Origin of the sequence: Pseudomonas entomophila, from assembly GCF_013523125.1 — a bacterium.
In the GTDB taxonomy this organism is placed as follows: Bacteria; Pseudomonadota; Gammaproteobacteria; order Pseudomonadales; family Pseudomonadaceae; genus Aquipseudomonas; species Aquipseudomonas entomophila_B.
Map to the genome: position 1 here is coordinate 33,111 of NZ_JAAMQJ010000012.1, position 15,125 is coordinate 48,235.

Sequence of the window (15,125 nt, forward strand, 5' to 3'; positions counted from 1 at the left end):
CTTTTTCATGCCCGGTCGTCAGCGCACGCCGCCCTCAGGGACGCACCGCGACCACTTCGATCTCGACCCGCCAGGCCGGGTGGGCCAGGCCCGCGACCTGGAAGGCCGAGCGCGCCGGCAGGTTCGGCTGCCCGGCGGCCGCGCCGAAGAACTGCGTATAGCCGGCCATGAAACCTTCGAAGTCCATGACGCCGCCATGCTCCGGCCCGCCGACCAGGAAGGCCTGCATCTTCACCACGTCCTTGAACGTCAACCCGAGCGTCTTCAACTGGCGCTGGATCTGCTTCAGCACATCGACCGTCTGCGCCTTCGTGTCGCCGAAGGCGGCCAGGGAGTCCGGGGCCGACTGGGCATCGATCACCGACGGCACGGTGCCGCTCAGGTAGACCAAGGTCTTGCCAGCAGGGATCTCGACTGCCGACGAGATCGGAAAGTCGCCGGCACCGTGGCGCACAACCTCCTGGGCCTGTGCGCCACTGGCAGCGATCAGGGCGGACAGGGCAAACGTCTTCAAAGCGGGTTTCATGGGGACCTCCTTAAGGTGGGAAAAGCCTGCCTGCGCCACGTGAGCGTCTCAGGCAGGGGGCAAAGCGTTACGGTCAGAATCGATCGAGCCTGAACGGGCGTGGGTCGAGGCTCGGCGTCTGGCCCAGCAGCAGGTCCGCCGTCAGGCGGGAGGACACCGGGCTTTCGGTCATCCCCCAGCCGGTGGCAGTGTTGAGGACCAGCCCTGGGTACCGTTCGACCGTGGAGATGATGGGGTTCTCGTCCGGCGCGATGGCCATGGCGCCGCTCCACTGATCGATCAGCGTCGAAGCCCTGAAGGCTGGGAATTCGGCCTTCAGTCGTTCCAGGGACGCGTTCAGCTCCGGAAGGTCCGGGGCGGCGGTCATGATCCGGTTGCGCTCGAAGGGCGTGACCTCGTCCAAGGCCCACTGCGTGGGCTGGAAAAGCGATTCGAACAGTTGCCGGTTCAGCGAGACGTGCACCGGGAAGTTCGGCATGGCCAGCAGTGGCAGGTACTTGTACCCGTAGAGGAACGACTCCTTGACCACGGGGGCGACGACGACGCGAGGCGAGGTCGCGTAGGTGCCATCGGCCTGCTCGCGGAAGTAGATGTTGCCCGGCAGGGCGACGTTGCCACCAGGTGCCTGGGGCGCCCCGCTGATCAGCTGCTGTGACTGGTAGGCCGGCAAGGTCGGCACGTCGACCCCCAGGTTCTGCATGAACAGCCGGGACCAGGCACCCCCCGCCACGACCACGCGGGACGTGCGGATGACGCCTTTCTCCGTCACCACATCGGAAATGGCGCCGGCCTGGGTGTCCAGCCCCCGTGCGGCGCACTGGGTGTAGAACTTCACCCCGAGCCGCTTGGCGTACTCGGCCATGACGAACGAGGCGATCTCGGCGTCCAGGCTGCCAGCGTCCTCCTCGAACCCGGCAATCGACCAGGACGACGTCGCGCCACGCAGGCGCTGCTCGAGCGCGCGGCCTTCGACCATGCGCGTCCTGAAAGGGACCGGCGAGCCCGCGGTTTCCCGGGTCCTGGCCTCGATCCAGGCGCGCACCTGCTCCAGGTCATGCTCGTCCAGCGGGACCTCGACCCGGCCCTGGGTGCGGTAGCTGGTGTCGACCCCGACCTTGGCGTTCATCTCGCGCCATTGCTGCTTGGCCAGGTGGTGCAGCTGGAAGGTGGCGTCCGGCATCCGGTAGGTCATGGCCTGGCCGTAGAACCGGCAGGACTGCTCGGCGGCGATCTCGCCCTTCTCGACGGCAACCACGGACAGGCCACGTTCGGCCAGGCTGATCGCGGTCATGATGCCCAGGATGCCTGCGCCCACGATCACCGCGTCCGCCTGCGCGGGCAGCGGCCCGTCGGTGCCGGCCACGAAGCCCGACCTGGGCGTGCCCGGGATCAGGCGACCCTCGCGGGTCAGCATGGGGGTCAGCGCCCCGGCACCACCGGCCATGGCCACCAGGCCACTGCCTATCAAGAACTTGCGTCTTGTCACACCCATTTCGACTCGTTTCCTTGTTGCGAGGGGAGGCGACACCCGGCGAGACGCCCCGGGCGCGGCGGGGCACGCCAGGCTTTTCGAAGTCAGGCCTGGCGTGCGCCCTGCGCGCGGTGAGGGCGTCTCGGGGTGGGTGTCGGTCGTTCGGTACGGCAGGGCTCAGTCGAGGCAGCGGGTCACGTGCTTGATCGACTGATAGGCGGCCAGCCCCCAGGGCCCCAGCTCGCGGCCGATCCCGCTGCCCTTGGTGCCGCCCCAGGAGGTCTCGACGAAGACGGCCTGGACCGAGTTGATCCAGACGTGGCCGACGTCCAGCGCATCGGCCACCCGCTCGGCACGTGCCAGGTCGGCGCTGGCGACGGTGGCGACCAGGCCGAAGCGGCTGTCGTTGGCCAGAGCGATCGCCTGCGCCTCGGTGGAGAAGCGCTGGGTGCAGAGCACCGGGCCGAAGATCTCTTCTTGCCACAGGCGACTGCTGCCAGGCACGTCGACGTACAGCGTCGGGCTGACGAACCAGCCTTCGCGTGCCAGCGTCGACCCGCCGGTCAGGCAGTGCAGGCCTTCGGCGCGGGCGATCTGGAAGTACTCGGCGACCTTGTGCCACTGCGCTTCGCAGGTCACTGGGCCCATGTCGACGGTGTCGGTCAGCGGGTTACCCACGCGCAGCGCGGCGAAGGCCGCTTGCAGGCGTGGTAGCAAGGCCTCGGCGATGCCGTCCTGCACCAGCAGGCGCGAGGTGGCCGAGCACATCTGCCCGGCGTTCCAGCAGATGCCGGCGACGATCCACTCGACCGCCTGGTCCGGGTCGCAATCGTCGAACACGAGGATCGCCGACTTGCCGCCCAGTTCCAGAGTCACAGGTCGGCAATAGGCGGCTGAACTGCGCATCACCTGGCGGCCCACCGCGTTGCTGCCGGTGAACGACAGCTTGTCCAGGCCAGGGTGTTCGCTCAACGCGGCGCCGGTCTCGGCCTTGCCCAGGACCAGGTTCAGCACCCCGGCCGGCAGCCCGAGCCGCTCGGCGATCCGGGCGTAGGTCTGTTCGATCAGCGGGGTGATCTCCGAAGGCTTGAGTACCACGGTGCAGCCTGCAGCCAGGGCGGGCGCGAGCTTCCAGGCGCTGGTGACTAGCGGGAAGTTCCACGGCACGATCAACCCGACCACGCCGACAGGCTCGCGACGCGTGCGCGACGTGAATCCCGACGCGGCCAGAGCCACCTCGGGCGACGTGTCCTGCTGCTCGATCAGGGCCGCGTAATAGGTGAAGGTGGCCACGGCATCGTCGACGTCCACTTCAGCCTCGTGGCGGGGCTTGCCGTTGTTGCGCATCTGTACGGTGATCAGCGCGTCGCGTTGCTGCATCAGCTGTTCGGCGAAACCGCGCAGCAGGGCAGCCCGCTCGGCCACCGGGGTCGCCTTCCAGGCCGGCAAGGCCCGGCGTGCGGCCGCGACGGCGTGGTCGACCTGGGCGCGGTCGGCCGACCTCAGTTCGGCGATGGGGTGGGCCAGGGACGGGTCGTAGGCCACCAGGCAGTCGTTGCCGGCGCCTGCGACCCATTGGCCGTCGATGTAGTGAGGGGTGTTCATGGTCGTTTCCAGTCGTCCATTGATGAGGGCAAGGCGGGGTGCGTCCGCCCCGCAGCACGTCGCCCTGCCTGCGAACGTTCACGCCGGACAGGACGGGGAAGAGGTAGAGGGCTCAGGGCGCGAACGGCGGTGCCTCGTCGATCTCGATGATCAGGGGGCGGTCGTCGGGGGCCTGGCGCAGCAGTGTCTGCAGGTGCGCGTGATCGCGGGCACGCTCGGCAGCGCAGCCGAAGCCGCGGGCGATGGCGAGGAAGTCCGGCGTGTAGATGTCCACGCCCAGGGGCGTGATGTCACGACGCTCCATGTAGCGCTTGATCTCGCCGTAGCCCCGGTTGTTCCACAGCAGCACGATGAGGCCGACCTGCGCTTCCACGGCGCTGGCCAGCTCCGGCAGGCTGAACTGGATGCCACCGTCGCCCATCAGGCTGATCACCGCGCGCTGGGGTTCGGCCAGCTTGGCGCCGATGGCGGCCGGCAAGCCGTAGCCAAGGGTTCCGTACCCGGTGGACGAGTTGAACCAGCGGCGCGGGCCGGCCAGTTCCACCAGGTGGTTGCCGCTGTAGACGGTCTGCGTGGAGTCACCGACGAAGCGTGCTTCGGGCAGGACCTCGAGGATGCAGTCGAACAGGCGCCGGTAGTGGGCCCAGCCGGTGAAGTCCTCGGCCAGTCGGCCACGGACCTGGGCGGCTCGGCGCGCGCCTGGGCTGTCCAGGTTCGGGACGCGAGCCGGCAGGTGCGCCAGCAGGGCCTGCATGGTCTGCCGGGCATCGCCGAGGATGGCCAGGCTCGGCGCGTGATTGCGGGTCAGTTGCTCGGCATCGATGTCGACGCGGATCAACTCGCCGCCGAGGCGGAAGTTGCCGTCGAAGACCACGTCGTAATCGGTCTCGCCCAGTTCGGTGCCGATCGCCAGGACCACATCGGCTTCCAGCGCCAGCTCGCGCACCGGTACCAGGGACTGGTTGCTGCCCAGCAACAGCGGATGATCGCCCGGCAGGAGGCCTTTGGCGTTGATGGTCAGCGCCGTGGGCGCATCGAGCCGGGTGGCCAGCTCCGTGGCCTCGGCCTGCGCCTCGACGCAGCCGCCACCGAGCAGCAGCAATGGGCGGTGGGCGCCTTGCAGGCGGGTCACGGCCTCGGCCAGCGCGTGAGCATCGGCGGCCGGACGTGGCAGGCGGCAGCGCGGCTGGATCTGCAGGTGGTCGGCTGGCGCAGTGATGATGTCCAGTGGCAACTCGATGTGCACCGGCCGCGGGCGTTGGCTGTCGAAGACCGCGAAGGCGCGTGCCAGGACCCCCGGCAGTTCCTCCACGCTCATCAGGGTATGGCTGAACGCGCTGACCCCGGCGACCATCGCCCGCTGGTTGGGCAGCTCGTGCAGGTAACCCTTGCCCAGGCCGAGCCGCGCGCGCTCGTTGACGCTGCTGATCACCAGCATCGGGATGGAGTCGGCGTAGGCCTGGCCCATGGCCGTGAGGATGTTGGTCATGCCGGGGCCGGTGATGATGAAGCACACCCCCGGCTTGCCGCTGACCCGTGCGTAGCCGTCGGCCATGAAGCCCGCGCCTTGTTCGTGGCGCGGGGTGACGTGGCGGATGCCGCTGTCCGGCAGGCCGCGGTACAGCTCGACGGTGTGGACACCGGGGATGCCGAACACGGTGTCGACGCCCCAGGCGTGCAATTGCGTGACGAGGAATTCTCCACAGGTGGTCATGGCAGGTTCCTGATTGAGAGAGAAGGACATGGCGAGTTCACCCTGCTTTGAGGGGATGCGGGGCTTGGTGACGGGCCTTGCGGTCGTGCGTCAGCAGGCTGACCAGCACGAAGCTCACCAGGCCCAGGCCCAGGCTGTAGTAGATCGGCGTGTTGGCTTCCAGGCCGTCCTTGAACATGAACAGCAAGGCGGCCAGGCAGCCGACGCTCATGCTGGCGATGGCCCCGGCCGTGGTCGCGCGCTTCCAGTAGATGGCGCCGAGCATCGGGATCAGGATGCCGCCGACCAGCAGGTTGTAGGCCAGGGTCAGTGCGCCGATGACGTCGTTGACGACCAGCGCGATGCCCAGCACCACCACCCCGGTGCCGAAGGTGAAGGCGCGCGACAGGCCCAGGCTCGAGGCGCGGCCATTGCGCAGCTTGGGCAACAGGTCTTCGGTGAGGGTGGTCGAGGCGGCCAGCAGGCCGGCGCTGGCGGTGGACATCATCGCCGCCAGCGCGGCGGCGATCACCAGGCCGCGAATGCCGTCGGGCAAGGCGCTCTGCACGATCGAGGCGAAGGCGTTGTTGGCGTTGGCCAGGTCCGGCAGCAGCACTTTGGCGCACATGCCGATCAGCGCACCGACCAGGCCGTAGATCACGCAATACACCCCGGCCAGGCTGCCGGCCACGCTTGCCACCCTCTCGCTGCGCGCGGTGAACACGCGCTGCCAGATGTCCTGGCCGATGAGGATGCCGAAGAAGTAGATCAGGAAGTAGGTGAGGATGGTGTCATAGCCCAGGGTGGTGAAGTTGAACGCAGCCTCCGGCAGCTTGGCGTGCAGGGCCTCCCAACCGCCGACGCGCCACAGGCAGATCGGCAGCAGCACGAACATCAACCCGATGGTCTTGATCACGAACTGCACGATGTCGGTCAGGGTCAACGACCACATGCCACCGATGCTCGAATACACCACCACCACGCCACCGGCCAGGAGGATGGCGGTGACGAAGGGCAGGTCGAACAGCACTTGCAGCACGGTGCCACTGGCCAGGGTCGAGACCACGGCGATCATCAGCGCGTAGGCGAACATCACCACCGCGCTGGCCTGACGCGCCATGGGCGTGTAGCGGCGTTCGAGAATCTGCGTCACGGTGCTGACGCGCAGCTTGAGCAGGGGCTTGGCCAGGCACAGGTTGAGCACGATGATCCCGGCGCCCAACGCGGCGCACAGCCAGAACCCGGAGATGCCGTGCACATAACCCAGGCGCACGGTGCCGACGGTCGCCGCACCGCCCAGCACCGTGGCAGCCATGGTGCCGAGGTAGAAGGCCGGGCCCAGGTTGCGTCCGGCCACCAGGTAATCTTCCTGGGTGCGCGCGCGACGCATGCCGTACCAGCCGAGCAGCAGCATGCCGGCGGCGTAAAGGATCACTACGGAGATATCCAGGAGCATGGTGTTGTTCTCATTGTTCTGGAAGGAAAGGACACCGGGCCCTACACGCCCGGTGTGTGAAAGGCCGCCGGGGTGATCAGGCGATCCCGGCGCCTTCGAGTCTCAAGCCGACGGGGCTTTTCTGCCGCACCCAGCGCGGGCCGAGAGGGCCGTAGACCTCTGCCGGCTCCGGGAACAGGTTGAGCAGCACCAGGTACAGCAGCGCCGCCATGCCCAAGGTGACCGGCAGGCTGATGTCGATGCCACCGGCCAGGTTGCCCAGCGGGCCGACGAACTGGCCGGGCAGGTTGACGAAGCACAAGCCCAGCGCTGCGCTCGGAATCCAGGCGCCCAGGCCGCGCCCGTTCCAGCCGTGCTGGAACCAGTAGCGCCCACCGCGCTCGCCGCGGGTGAACACGTGCAGGTCGTCGGCGTGGTAGACGCCGCGGCGCACGATCAGGCCGAGGATCATGATCACCATCCAGGGGCTGGTGCAGGTGACGATCAGCACGGCGAAGGTCGAGACGCTCTGGACCAGGTTGAAGGCGAAGCGGCCGATGAAGATGAAGGCGATCGCCACCACACCGATCAGCAGTGTGGCCACCGCGCGGCTCAGTACCCGTGGGAACAGGCTCGACATGTCCAGGCCCGTGCCATACAGCGCGGTGGTGCCAGTCGACAGGCCGCCGATCAGTGCGATCAGGCACACCGGCAGGAAGAACCAGCTCGGCGAAATCGCCAGCAGGCCGCCGACGTAGTTGCTCGCCTCGATGTACTGCGGCGCCTGGGTGGCCACCAGGGTGGCGGTGCACAGGCCGAACAGAAACGGAATCAGCGTACCGGCCTGGGCCGCGGCCACCGCCAGCATGATTCGCCGCTTGGGCGTATGGCGTGGGATGTAGCGCGACCAGTCGCCGAGAAAGGCGCCGAACGACACCGGGTTGCTCATCGCCAGCAACGCCGCACCGATGAAGGCGGCCCAGAACCCTGTCTGCTCGACGTCGAGGGTGCCGGCGTAGTGCAGGTCGAACGGCCCGGCGAAGGCCACCAGGCCCAGCAGGAACAACAGGCTCGATGCCCACACCGCGATCTTGTTGACCCACAGCATGATGCGAAACCCATAGATGCACACCGCCAGCACCAGCACGGCGAACACCCCATAGGCCAGGCCCAGGGTCAGGTCGTTTTCGGGCAGGCCGACCAGGCGCTTGGCGCCGCCGATCAGGGCGTCGCCCGAACTCCACACCGACAGCGAGAAGAACGCCACGGCGGTGAGCAGGGAGAGAAAGGAACCGACGATACGCCCATGCACGCCGAAGTGCGCGCCGGACGACACCGCGTTGTTGGTGCCGTTGAGCGCGCCGAACAGGCTCATGGGCGCGAGAATCAGCGCGCCGACCGCGACGCCCAGGACGATCGCCCACACGCCGGCCTGCAGCGACAGGCCGAACAGCACGGGAAAGCTGCCCAGCACCGCCGTGGCGAAGGTGTTGGCGCCGCCGAAGATCAGGCGAAACAGGTCGGTGGGGGATGCATCGCGCTGTGCGTCGGGAATCTGCTCGACGCCAAAGGTTTCGATACCCGTACTCATGGTGTGTCTCCGGTGCCTGTCACGGTTCTTGTAAGGCCGGTTCAGGCGCACCAGCCTTTTTATTCACCCCCGGCAAGGACCGATGGGCGGTGTCACAGCAAGGCCCCCGGGTGTGGGGCCGCAGCGTGCGCGGGAAGGGTGGCCCTACGCGCGCCGCAGGTTCAGCTCAGGCTCGGGGCGGACAGGTGCTCGTGGCACGCCAACCAGTGCCCGGCCTGGCGACGAAAGACGATGGTCTCGCGTTCTTCCAGGTGGTGTTCTTCGCCCTCCAGGCGCAGGTGGGTCGCGACGTCATGGATGAAGATCGCCACCTCATCGCCTTGCAGGCTGATGTGAGCTCCGCTGGAACGGCAGCCCAGCACGGCAAAGCCCTCGGCCTGCCAGCGTTGCCAGAGTGCGCGATAGCCTTCGAGCGAAAGCGGCCGCGGCTGGGTATGGAACACGAACGTGGCGTCTTCGCTGAAGCAGGCGAAATACCGTGCCGCGTCGTTGCTGGCGAACGCCGTCACCAACGCTTCGGCAGCGGCCTGCACCTCGGCCGTACGGTCCATCGACGCAGCCGTCATCGGCGCACTACACCTGGCAGCACACAGAGCATTTCGTAGAGCAGGTTGGCCCCCAACAGCGAGGTATTGCCGGTGGTGTCGTAGGGCGGCGAGACCTCGACCAGGTCGCAGCCTACCAGGTCCAGGCCCTGACAGCCGCGGACGATCTCCAGCGCCTGGATGGTGGTCAGCCCGCCCACTTCTGGGGTGCCCGTGCCCGGCGCCCAGGCCGGGTCGATGCCGTCGATGTCGAACGACAGGTACACCGGGCCGCCACCGACCTGTTCGCGGACCTCGGCCATCAACGGGGCCAGGGACCGGTGCCAGCATTCCTCGGCCTGCACGACACGGAAGCCCTGCTTGCGGCTCCAGTTGAAGTCCTCGCTGGTGTAGCCCTGGGCCCGCAGGCCGATCTGCACGACACGATCGCTGTCGAGCAGGCCTTCTTCCTGAGCACGGCGGAAGGTGGTGCCGTGGGCGATCTTCTCGCCGAACATGTGGTCGTTGACGTCGGCATGGGCATCGATGTGCACCAGGCCGACCTTACCGTGCTTCTTGTGGATCGCCCGCAGGATCGGCAGGGTCAGGGTGTGGTCGCCGCCCAGGGTCAGCGGGATGATGCCGTGGTCGAGGATGCGGTCGTATTCCTGCTCGATGATGCGGACGGCGTCGAGCAGGTTGAAGGTATTGATCGGGATGTCGCCGATGTCGGCGACGTTCAGCGAGTCGAAGGGTGCCGCGCCGGTGGCCATGTTGTAGGGGCGGATCATCACCGACTCGGCGCGGATCTGCCGAGGACCGAAGCGGGTGCCGGAGCGCAGCGATGTGCCGATGTCCAGAGGGATGCCGACGAAGGCCGCGTCGAGTTGGTTCAAGGCCTCGGGGGTCTGCACGTGGGGCAGGCGAAGCATGGTGGCGATGCCGCCGAAACGGGGCATGTCGTTGCCGCCCAAAGGCTGGTGGAGGGACTGATCCACGGGTGGCCTCACTTTTGTTGTCATTGATGTGCGGCCATTCTGGTAACGCGTGGCAGGCAAAAGAATCGCTGGCGGCAAAAAGATAGTTCAGAGATTTCTAAACTATTGTCCGGGTGGCTTTTACCAGTGCCCCGTCCTGGCGCTTGCCTCATGCGCCTACCGCGACACCGTCGACTGCTCTTAGAATGGCACCGTCCATTTGCCCGGAGCCCCCATGTCCTCGCCGCTGACCGACCTCAAACTGCTGCGCATCTTCGCCAGTGTGGTACGCCATCAGGGCTTCGCGGCCGCCCAGCACGAGCTCAATCTGTCGACGTCGGCCATCAGCACTTACATGAGCCAATTGGAAACCCAGCTCGGTATCGTACTGTGTCACCGCGGCCGAGGGGGCTTCAGCCTGACCAGCAAGGGCGAGCTCTTTCACCAGGAAACCCTGCGCCTGCTGGCCGAATTCGAGGGCTTCGAGCGCTACAGCGCCGCGCTCAAGGGCGAGCTGCGCGGCACCTTGAACCTGGGTGTGCTCGACTCCACCGTCACCGATCCGGCGCTGCCGCTGGCCGATGTGATCGGTGCCTACAGCCAGGAGCATCCTGCGGTGCACCTGCACCTGAGCGTGCTGAGCCCGGCGCAGTTGCAACTGGGGGTGCAGGAGAACCGGCTGGACCTGGCCATCGGCGCGTTCTCGATCCGCATGAACGGGCTCATCTACCAGCCCTTGTACCGTGAACAGCACTGGCTCTACTGCAGCGACCGCCATCCGTTGTTCGACCAGCCACGCATCTCTCCCGACACCATCACCCAGCAACGGATGGTCGGGCGTGGCTACTGGAGCCAGGCCGAGCTGGCCCGGCACGGCTTCAAGCACAGCGCGGCGACGGTGGAGTCGATGGAGGCGCAGATGATCCTGGTGCTGTCCGGCGCCTACATCGGCTACATGCCGGAGCACTATGCGCAGACCTGGGTCGAACAGAAACGGCTCAAGGTGCTGGTGCCGGCGACCTTCGGTTACCAGGCACCGTTTTCCCTGGCGATACGGCGGGGCAGGGCGCGCGAGCCGTTGATCCAGAGCTTTCGCGATCGGCTCAAGGGATGACGCGGTGAGCGACGGCGGCCAGCGCCCGTGCGTCCATGCCGGGCATGCGCACAGCCTGGTACCCCGCTGGTCTGCCCTCGTGCTCCTGGCTCAAGCGGTTGGCCAGTTCACCGCCGGCAACGCTTCGAAGGCAGGGCGTGCGAACAGGTAGCCCTGGAACAGGACGATCCCCAGCCGCTGCAATTCCTTCATCTCGGCGAGGGTCTCCACGCCTTCGGCCACCGCCTGGATCTGCAAGGCCTTGCAGACCCCGACGATGCCTTCCACGATCGCCTGGCGCACACGGTCGGTGTCGATGTTGCGCACCAGGGCCATGTCCAGCTTGATGATGTCCGGCTGGAATTCGGCCAGCAGGTTCAGACCGGAGTAGCCTGCACCGAAGTCGTCGATGGCGGTCTTGAACTGGCGACGCTGGTACTCGTGCACGATGCTCTTGAGGTGTTCCTTGTCGGTCAGCTCCTCTTGCTCGGTGATCTCGAAGATGATCCGCTCGGTCGGGAAGCCGAAGCGCCGTGCCGCCGCCAAGGTGGCACGCAGGCAATTGGCGGCCTGATAGACCGCGTTGGGTAGAAAGTTGATGCTCAGCAGGCAGGGGATCTGTAGGCGCGCCGCCAGCTCGATCGCCTTGATCCGGCAGGCCTGGTCGAAGGCATAACGGTTGGTGTCGTTGACGCGCGCCAGGATGCTGGCCGCGCCGCTGCCGTCGGTGCCACGCACCAAGGCTTCGTAGGCGTAGACGCTCGAGTCGCGCAGGTCGATGATTGGCTGGAAAGCCATGCTGAACGTGAAGTCCAGTGCTTTGCCGTCGCGGCAGGAGGCACAGGCTCGCTTGTCGGAGGGTTCGCCCATGGGAAGGTGTCCGTTGAGTCGGTGAAGAAGGTGACAGGCGCCAGCGCCGCGAGTGTTGCGCGGTCACTGCAGGGAGGCGTCGCCTGCAAGTCAGGCGGGCTGTCGAGGAGGTCGCTCACGTGCGTGCCCCAGGGGTCTTGGCGCGTCTTGTCTTTGCGGTTTGACAGGTATCGACACTTGGAGTGCGACGGTCGTCTTGCAGGTATACAACAGAGGCTGGCAAAGCGCCATGCCTGTGGGCCGAGTGGTCCGCAACGAAAAAGCCACGGACCCGATCGCTCGAGCCCGTGGCTTTCGATTGCCTGGACAGGGCCGCTCGGCGAGCGACCGGACCCGTCAGGGCATCACAGCGCCATGTCGGCCGCTGGATTGGCTTCTACCGGTGCAGACGACGAACCGTCGTACGCCGGAACCGAGGCATCGATCACTGGCGGCGGGGTGAGCTGCAGGACCTTGGAGGTGTAGTTCCACTCTTCCTGGGTCTTGGCCGCCGAGTCGTTCAGACGGGTGCCGTAGCTCGGCACGATCTGGTGGACCTTGGCTTGCCACTCAGGCGTGGCCAGCTTGTCCTTGAACACACGCTCCAGCACGCCCAGCATGATCGGGGCGGCAGTCGACGCACCTGGCGAGGCGCCCAGCAGGCCGGCGATGGAGCCGTCCTTCGAGGTCACCAGCTCGGTACCCAGCTTCAACACGCCACCCAGCTGCTCGTCACGCTTGATGATCTGCACGCGCTGGCCGGCTTGCCACAGACGCCAGTCTTCTTTCTTGGCGTGCGGGAAGTACTGCTGCAGGGCGGCGAAGCGGTCGTCGTCGGACTGCATCAGCTGACCGGCGAGGTATTCGACCAGCGGGTACTGGTCGATGCCCACGCGGGTCATGGGCCAGGTGTTGTGCAGGGTCATGCTGCTCAGCAGGTCGAAGTACGAACCCTGCTTGAGGAACTTGGTCGAGAAGGTCGCGAACGGGCCAAACAGGATGACGCGCTTGCCGTCCAGCACGCGGGTGTCCAGGTGCGGCACCGACATGGGCGGCGCGCCGGTCGAGGCGATGCCGTAGGCCTTGGCCATGTGCTGCATGGCGACGGTCGGGTTCTCGGTGACCAGGAACGAACCGCCCACCGGGAAGCCGGCGTATTCCTTCGCTTCCGGGATGCCCGACTTCTGCAGCAGCTTCAGCGCGCCACCACCGGCACCGATGAACAGGAACTTGGCGTCGGTCGCGCTCTTGCTGCCGTCCTTCAGGTTCTTGTACTCGACGTGCCAGGAGCCATCATCGTTGCGGGTGATGTCCTGGACTTCGGTGGACAGCTTCAGGTCGAAGTTGTCCTTGGTCTTGAGGTGGCCGACGAACTGACGGGTGATCTCGCCGAAGTTCACGTCGGTGCCGATCGGCGTCCAGGTCACGGCCAGCTTCTGGTTCGGGTCACGCCCTTCCATCATCAGCGGGACCCACTTGGCGATCTGCGCGTGGTCTTCGGAGTATTGCATCGGGCGGAACAGCGGGCTCGCCTGCAGCGCTTCGTAGCGCTTCTTCAGGAAGCGGATGTTGTCGTCGCCCCAGACGAAGCTCATGTGCGGCGTCGAGTTGATGAACGAGCGCGGGTTCTTCAGGACGTTGTTACGCACCTGCCAGGACCAGAACTGACGGGAGATCTGGAACGACTCGTTGATCTCGACGGCCTTGGAGATGTTGATGTTGCCGTCTTTGTCTTCCGGGGTGTAGTTCAGTTCGGCCAGGGCCGAGTGACCGGTGCCGGCGTTGTTCCAGCCGTTCGAACTCTCTTCGGCGACGCCGTCCAGACGCTCGATCATTTCCATCGACCAGCTCGGTTCCAGCTCGCTGAGCCAGATACCCAGGGTCGAACTCATGATGCCGCCGCCTACCAGCAGGACGTCGACTTTCTTGGTCTCGTCAGCATGGGCCTGCATGAAGCCCGCGACAACGGCCAGGCCCAACAGGGTCTTGCTTGCCTTCTTGAACATTGAATTATCCAGTACCGTACGTTATCCACCCGCCGCTCTCTCGATAGATCCCTGCAGGCCTGGTAAGCGCTGGCACGGTCTGACAGTCGAGTGCGACGATCGGTGGTCTTCAGGAGCGATTGCTCAGCCCCAATGGGTAATGTCTTCAGCGCTGGCTTTTTATAGGGATGGATTCAGCGGCTTGAGCAACATGAACGCCTGCCCGCCGGCCATCCTGGCAAGTCAAGGCTTTGAAACGTTTCAGCCATTGTAACCGAATTATTCCACCCATCAAATTTTAGGGGGCGACGTCAAGACGACAGGTTGCCTCAGGGGGTAGGTCTTTTCCGATCAACCTATCCGCATGTGCCATGAGCATGGCTCTGGCACAGGCTGGTTGTCTTGCGCCAGGGCTCAATGGCACGTCTGGGTCTGCCCGAGTATCTGCTCCAGGCGTTCGTAGATGGCCTGCAGATCGTTCGCTGCCGCCAGCAGTTGCTCATGGTGCGCGCTGCCCGGATGCACGCGCGTGATCTTGCGGGTCAGGAACTGGGCACAGGTCAGGTGTTCGGCCGCGTAGATGAGCAGGTCTTCGAACGAAGGGGTAGGTGGGTCCGGTACGATCTTCAGCATGCTAAGGCTCCTCGTCAGGTGGAGCTGCCACACGGCTGCTGTCAAACATGGGAGGTGGCAGCTGTACGCGGGTTGACAGACCGAGGACGAAGAGAGACCCGGCGCACACGAGGTGCCCCACGTACACCTGCCATAACGGCGAGTACATGCATCTCTTCGAGCAAAACGGCCTGTCACAACCGGTCGCCAACATCAGCGACCGGTCGAGACTAGGAGGGCGCAGGGCTCAATGCAACGGCATATGTACGAGCCGAGCATATTTGGGAAAAGGCCTACGACGAATAGGGAAAATCTGAAGGCTTTGTTGCCATTTTCCCTGTGTTCCACGTGAAACATAAACCCAGGAAGGACAGGGCGCCCTGGGGAAGACAGGCGCTCATCAGGCGCGAACGTAGACCCAGGCGGTCAGGCCCGAGGCCAAGGTGACGGCAACGCGGACGTAGTCCGACACTTCATAATCGTCGGCCGCCGCGAGTTCTTCGCTCGAGATCTGGAAGACCATGCCGCTGACGCTGGCGTCGGGCGCGTCGCTCGGGAACACGATGGGATGACGGGACTTTCCACTGGTCGCGACGACGGCCGGATCGGTGATCTCTACCCAGTCCTGCCGGTAACCCAGCATGCGGTCTTCCTGACCCGTGAGCTCCCGCCCGAACTTGGCCAGTTGCACGGCTTTGTCCTGAAGCGTGCCATAGGAGAACAGCAGCTCGGGGTAGAGGGCCGACGGCGTCAACTCGGCAGCG

13 protein-coding genes are annotated in these 15,125 nt (G+C 65.9%); 1 reads left to right on the plus strand and 12 read right to left on the minus strand.

The window, feature by feature from the left end; translation table 11 throughout:
* Positions 1–34 precede the first annotated feature (34 nt).
* The 8 genes from G7007_RS08920 to speB all read right to left on the minus strand — a co-directional run bounded on the left by G7007_RS08920 (position 35) and on the right by speB (position 9,843).
* Entirely contained in the window at positions 35–526 is a 492-nt protein-coding gene (locus G7007_RS08920; RefSeq protein ID WP_181100929.1) for a RidA family protein, read from the minus strand.
* A gap of 73 nt (positions 527–599) precedes the next feature.
* Positions 600–2,018: an NAD(P)/FAD-dependent oxidoreductase gene (locus tag G7007_RS08925; protein WP_181100930.1), complete on the minus strand. Its 1,419-nt coding sequence runs from the start codon at positions 2,016–2,018 to the stop codon at positions 600–602.
* Between the two features lie 156 nt (positions 2,019–2,174).
* The gene (locus G7007_RS08930; RefSeq protein ID WP_181100932.1) at positions 2,175–3,602 is read right to left on the minus strand and encodes an aldehyde dehydrogenase family protein; all 1,428 of its coding nucleotides are present in this window, start codon (positions 3,600–3,602) and stop codon (positions 2,175–2,177) included.
* 112 nt (positions 3,603–3,714) lie between these two features.
* Positions 3,715–5,316 carry a 5-guanidino-2-oxopentanoate decarboxylase gene (locus tag G7007_RS08935; RefSeq protein WP_181100934.1) on the minus strand — a complete coding sequence of 534 codons (1,602 nt, stop codon included), beginning with the start codon at positions 5,314–5,316 and terminating at the stop codon, positions 3,715–3,717.
* Between the two features lie 37 nt (positions 5,317–5,353).
* Positions 5,354–6,751, minus strand: coding sequence for a sodium:solute symporter (locus G7007_RS08940; protein WP_181100936.1), 1,398 nt, complete (start codon positions 6,749–6,751; stop codon positions 5,354–5,356).
* Positions 6,752–6,827: 76 nt separating this feature from the next.
* Positions 6,828–8,321 carry a purine-cytosine permease family protein gene (locus G7007_RS08945; protein WP_181100937.1) on the minus strand — a complete coding sequence of 498 codons (1,494 nt, stop codon included), beginning with the start codon at positions 8,319–8,321 and terminating at the stop codon, positions 6,828–6,830.
* Positions 8,322–8,482: 161 nt separating this feature from the next.
* The gene (locus G7007_RS08950) at positions 8,483–8,872 is read right to left on the minus strand and encodes a YybH family protein (protein ID WP_181101071.1); all 390 of its coding nucleotides are present in this window, start codon (positions 8,870–8,872) and stop codon (positions 8,483–8,485) included.
* Between the two features lie 11 nt (positions 8,873–8,883).
* Positions 8,884–9,843 carry an agmatinase gene (speB, locus tag G7007_RS08955; protein ID WP_181100939.1) on the minus strand — a complete coding sequence of 320 codons (960 nt, stop codon included), beginning with the start codon at positions 9,841–9,843 and terminating at the stop codon, positions 8,884–8,886.
* 214 nt (positions 9,844–10,057) lie between these two features.
* Between speB and G7007_RS08960 the strand changes: the two genes are divergently transcribed.
* Positions 10,058–10,936, plus strand: coding sequence for a LysR family transcriptional regulator (locus tag G7007_RS08960; protein WP_181100941.1), 879 nt, complete (start codon positions 10,058–10,060; stop codon positions 10,934–10,936).
* Positions 10,937–11,026: 90 nt separating this feature from the next.
* Here the strand turns inward: G7007_RS08960 and G7007_RS08965 are convergent, their stop codons facing one another.
* The 4 genes from G7007_RS08965 to G7007_RS08980 all read right to left on the minus strand — a co-directional run bounded on the left by G7007_RS08965 (position 11,027) and on the right by G7007_RS08980 (position 15,115).
* The gene (locus G7007_RS08965) at positions 11,027–11,785 is read right to left on the minus strand and encodes an EAL domain-containing protein (RefSeq protein WP_219859013.1); all 759 of its coding nucleotides are present in this window, start codon (positions 11,783–11,785) and stop codon (positions 11,027–11,029) included.
* A gap of 344 nt (positions 11,786–12,129) precedes the next feature.
* The gene (mqo, locus tag G7007_RS08970; RefSeq protein WP_181100943.1) at positions 12,130–13,770 is read right to left on the minus strand and encodes a malate dehydrogenase (quinone); all 1,641 of its coding nucleotides are present in this window, start codon (positions 13,768–13,770) and stop codon (positions 12,130–12,132) included.
* A 393-nt stretch (positions 13,771–14,163) separates the two neighbouring features.
* Positions 14,164–14,382, minus strand: coding sequence for a hypothetical protein (locus G7007_RS08975; protein WP_181100945.1), 219 nt, complete (start codon positions 14,380–14,382; stop codon positions 14,164–14,166).
* 379 nt (positions 14,383–14,761) lie between these two features.
* Positions 14,762–15,115, minus strand: coding sequence for a gamma-glutamylcyclotransferase family protein (locus G7007_RS08980; RefSeq protein ID WP_181101075.1), 354 nt, complete (start codon positions 15,113–15,115; stop codon positions 14,762–14,764).
* Positions 15,116–15,125: the final 10 nt, after the last annotated feature.

Bases quoted from the DNA above. Each gene is read 5' to 3' on its own strand.
- G7007_RS08920 (WP_181100929.1), bottom strand. From the start codon at position 526: ATGAAACCCGCTTTGAAGACGTTTGCCCTGTCCGCCCTGATCGCTGCC.
- G7007_RS08925 (WP_181100930.1), bottom strand. From the start codon at position 2,018: ATGGGTGTGACAAGACGCAAGTTCTTGATAGGCAGTGGCCTGGTGGCC.
- G7007_RS08930 (WP_181100932.1), bottom strand. From the start codon at position 3,602: ATGAACACCCCTCACTACATCGACGGCCAATGGGTCGCAGGCGCCGGC.
- G7007_RS08935 (WP_181100934.1), bottom strand. From the start codon at position 5,316: ATGACCACCTGTGGAGAATTCCTCGTCACGCAATTGCACGCCTGGGGC.
- G7007_RS08940 (WP_181100936.1), bottom strand. From the start codon at position 6,751: ATGCTCCTGGATATCTCCGTAGTGATCCTTTACGCCGCCGGCATGCTG.
- G7007_RS08945 (WP_181100937.1), bottom strand. From the start codon at position 8,321: ATGAGTACGGGTATCGAAACCTTTGGCGTCGAGCAGATTCCCGACGCA.
- G7007_RS08950 (WP_181101071.1), bottom strand. From the start codon at position 8,872: ATGGACCGTACGGCCGAGGTGCAGGCCGCTGCCGAAGCGTTGGTGACG.
- G7007_RS08960 (WP_181100941.1), top strand. From the start codon at position 10,058: ATGTCCTCGCCGCTGACCGACCTCAAACTGCTGCGCATCTTCGCCAGT.
- G7007_RS08965 (WP_219859013.1), bottom strand. From the start codon at position 11,785: ATGGGCGAACCCTCCGACAAGCGAGCCTGTGCCTCCTGCCGCGACGGC.
- mqo (WP_181100943.1), bottom strand. From the start codon at position 13,770: ATGTTCAAGAAGGCAAGCAAGACCCTGTTGGGCCTGGCCGTTGTCGCG.
- G7007_RS08975 (WP_181100945.1), bottom strand. From the start codon at position 14,382: ATGCTGAAGATCGTACCGGACCCACCTACCCCTTCGTTCGAAGACCTG.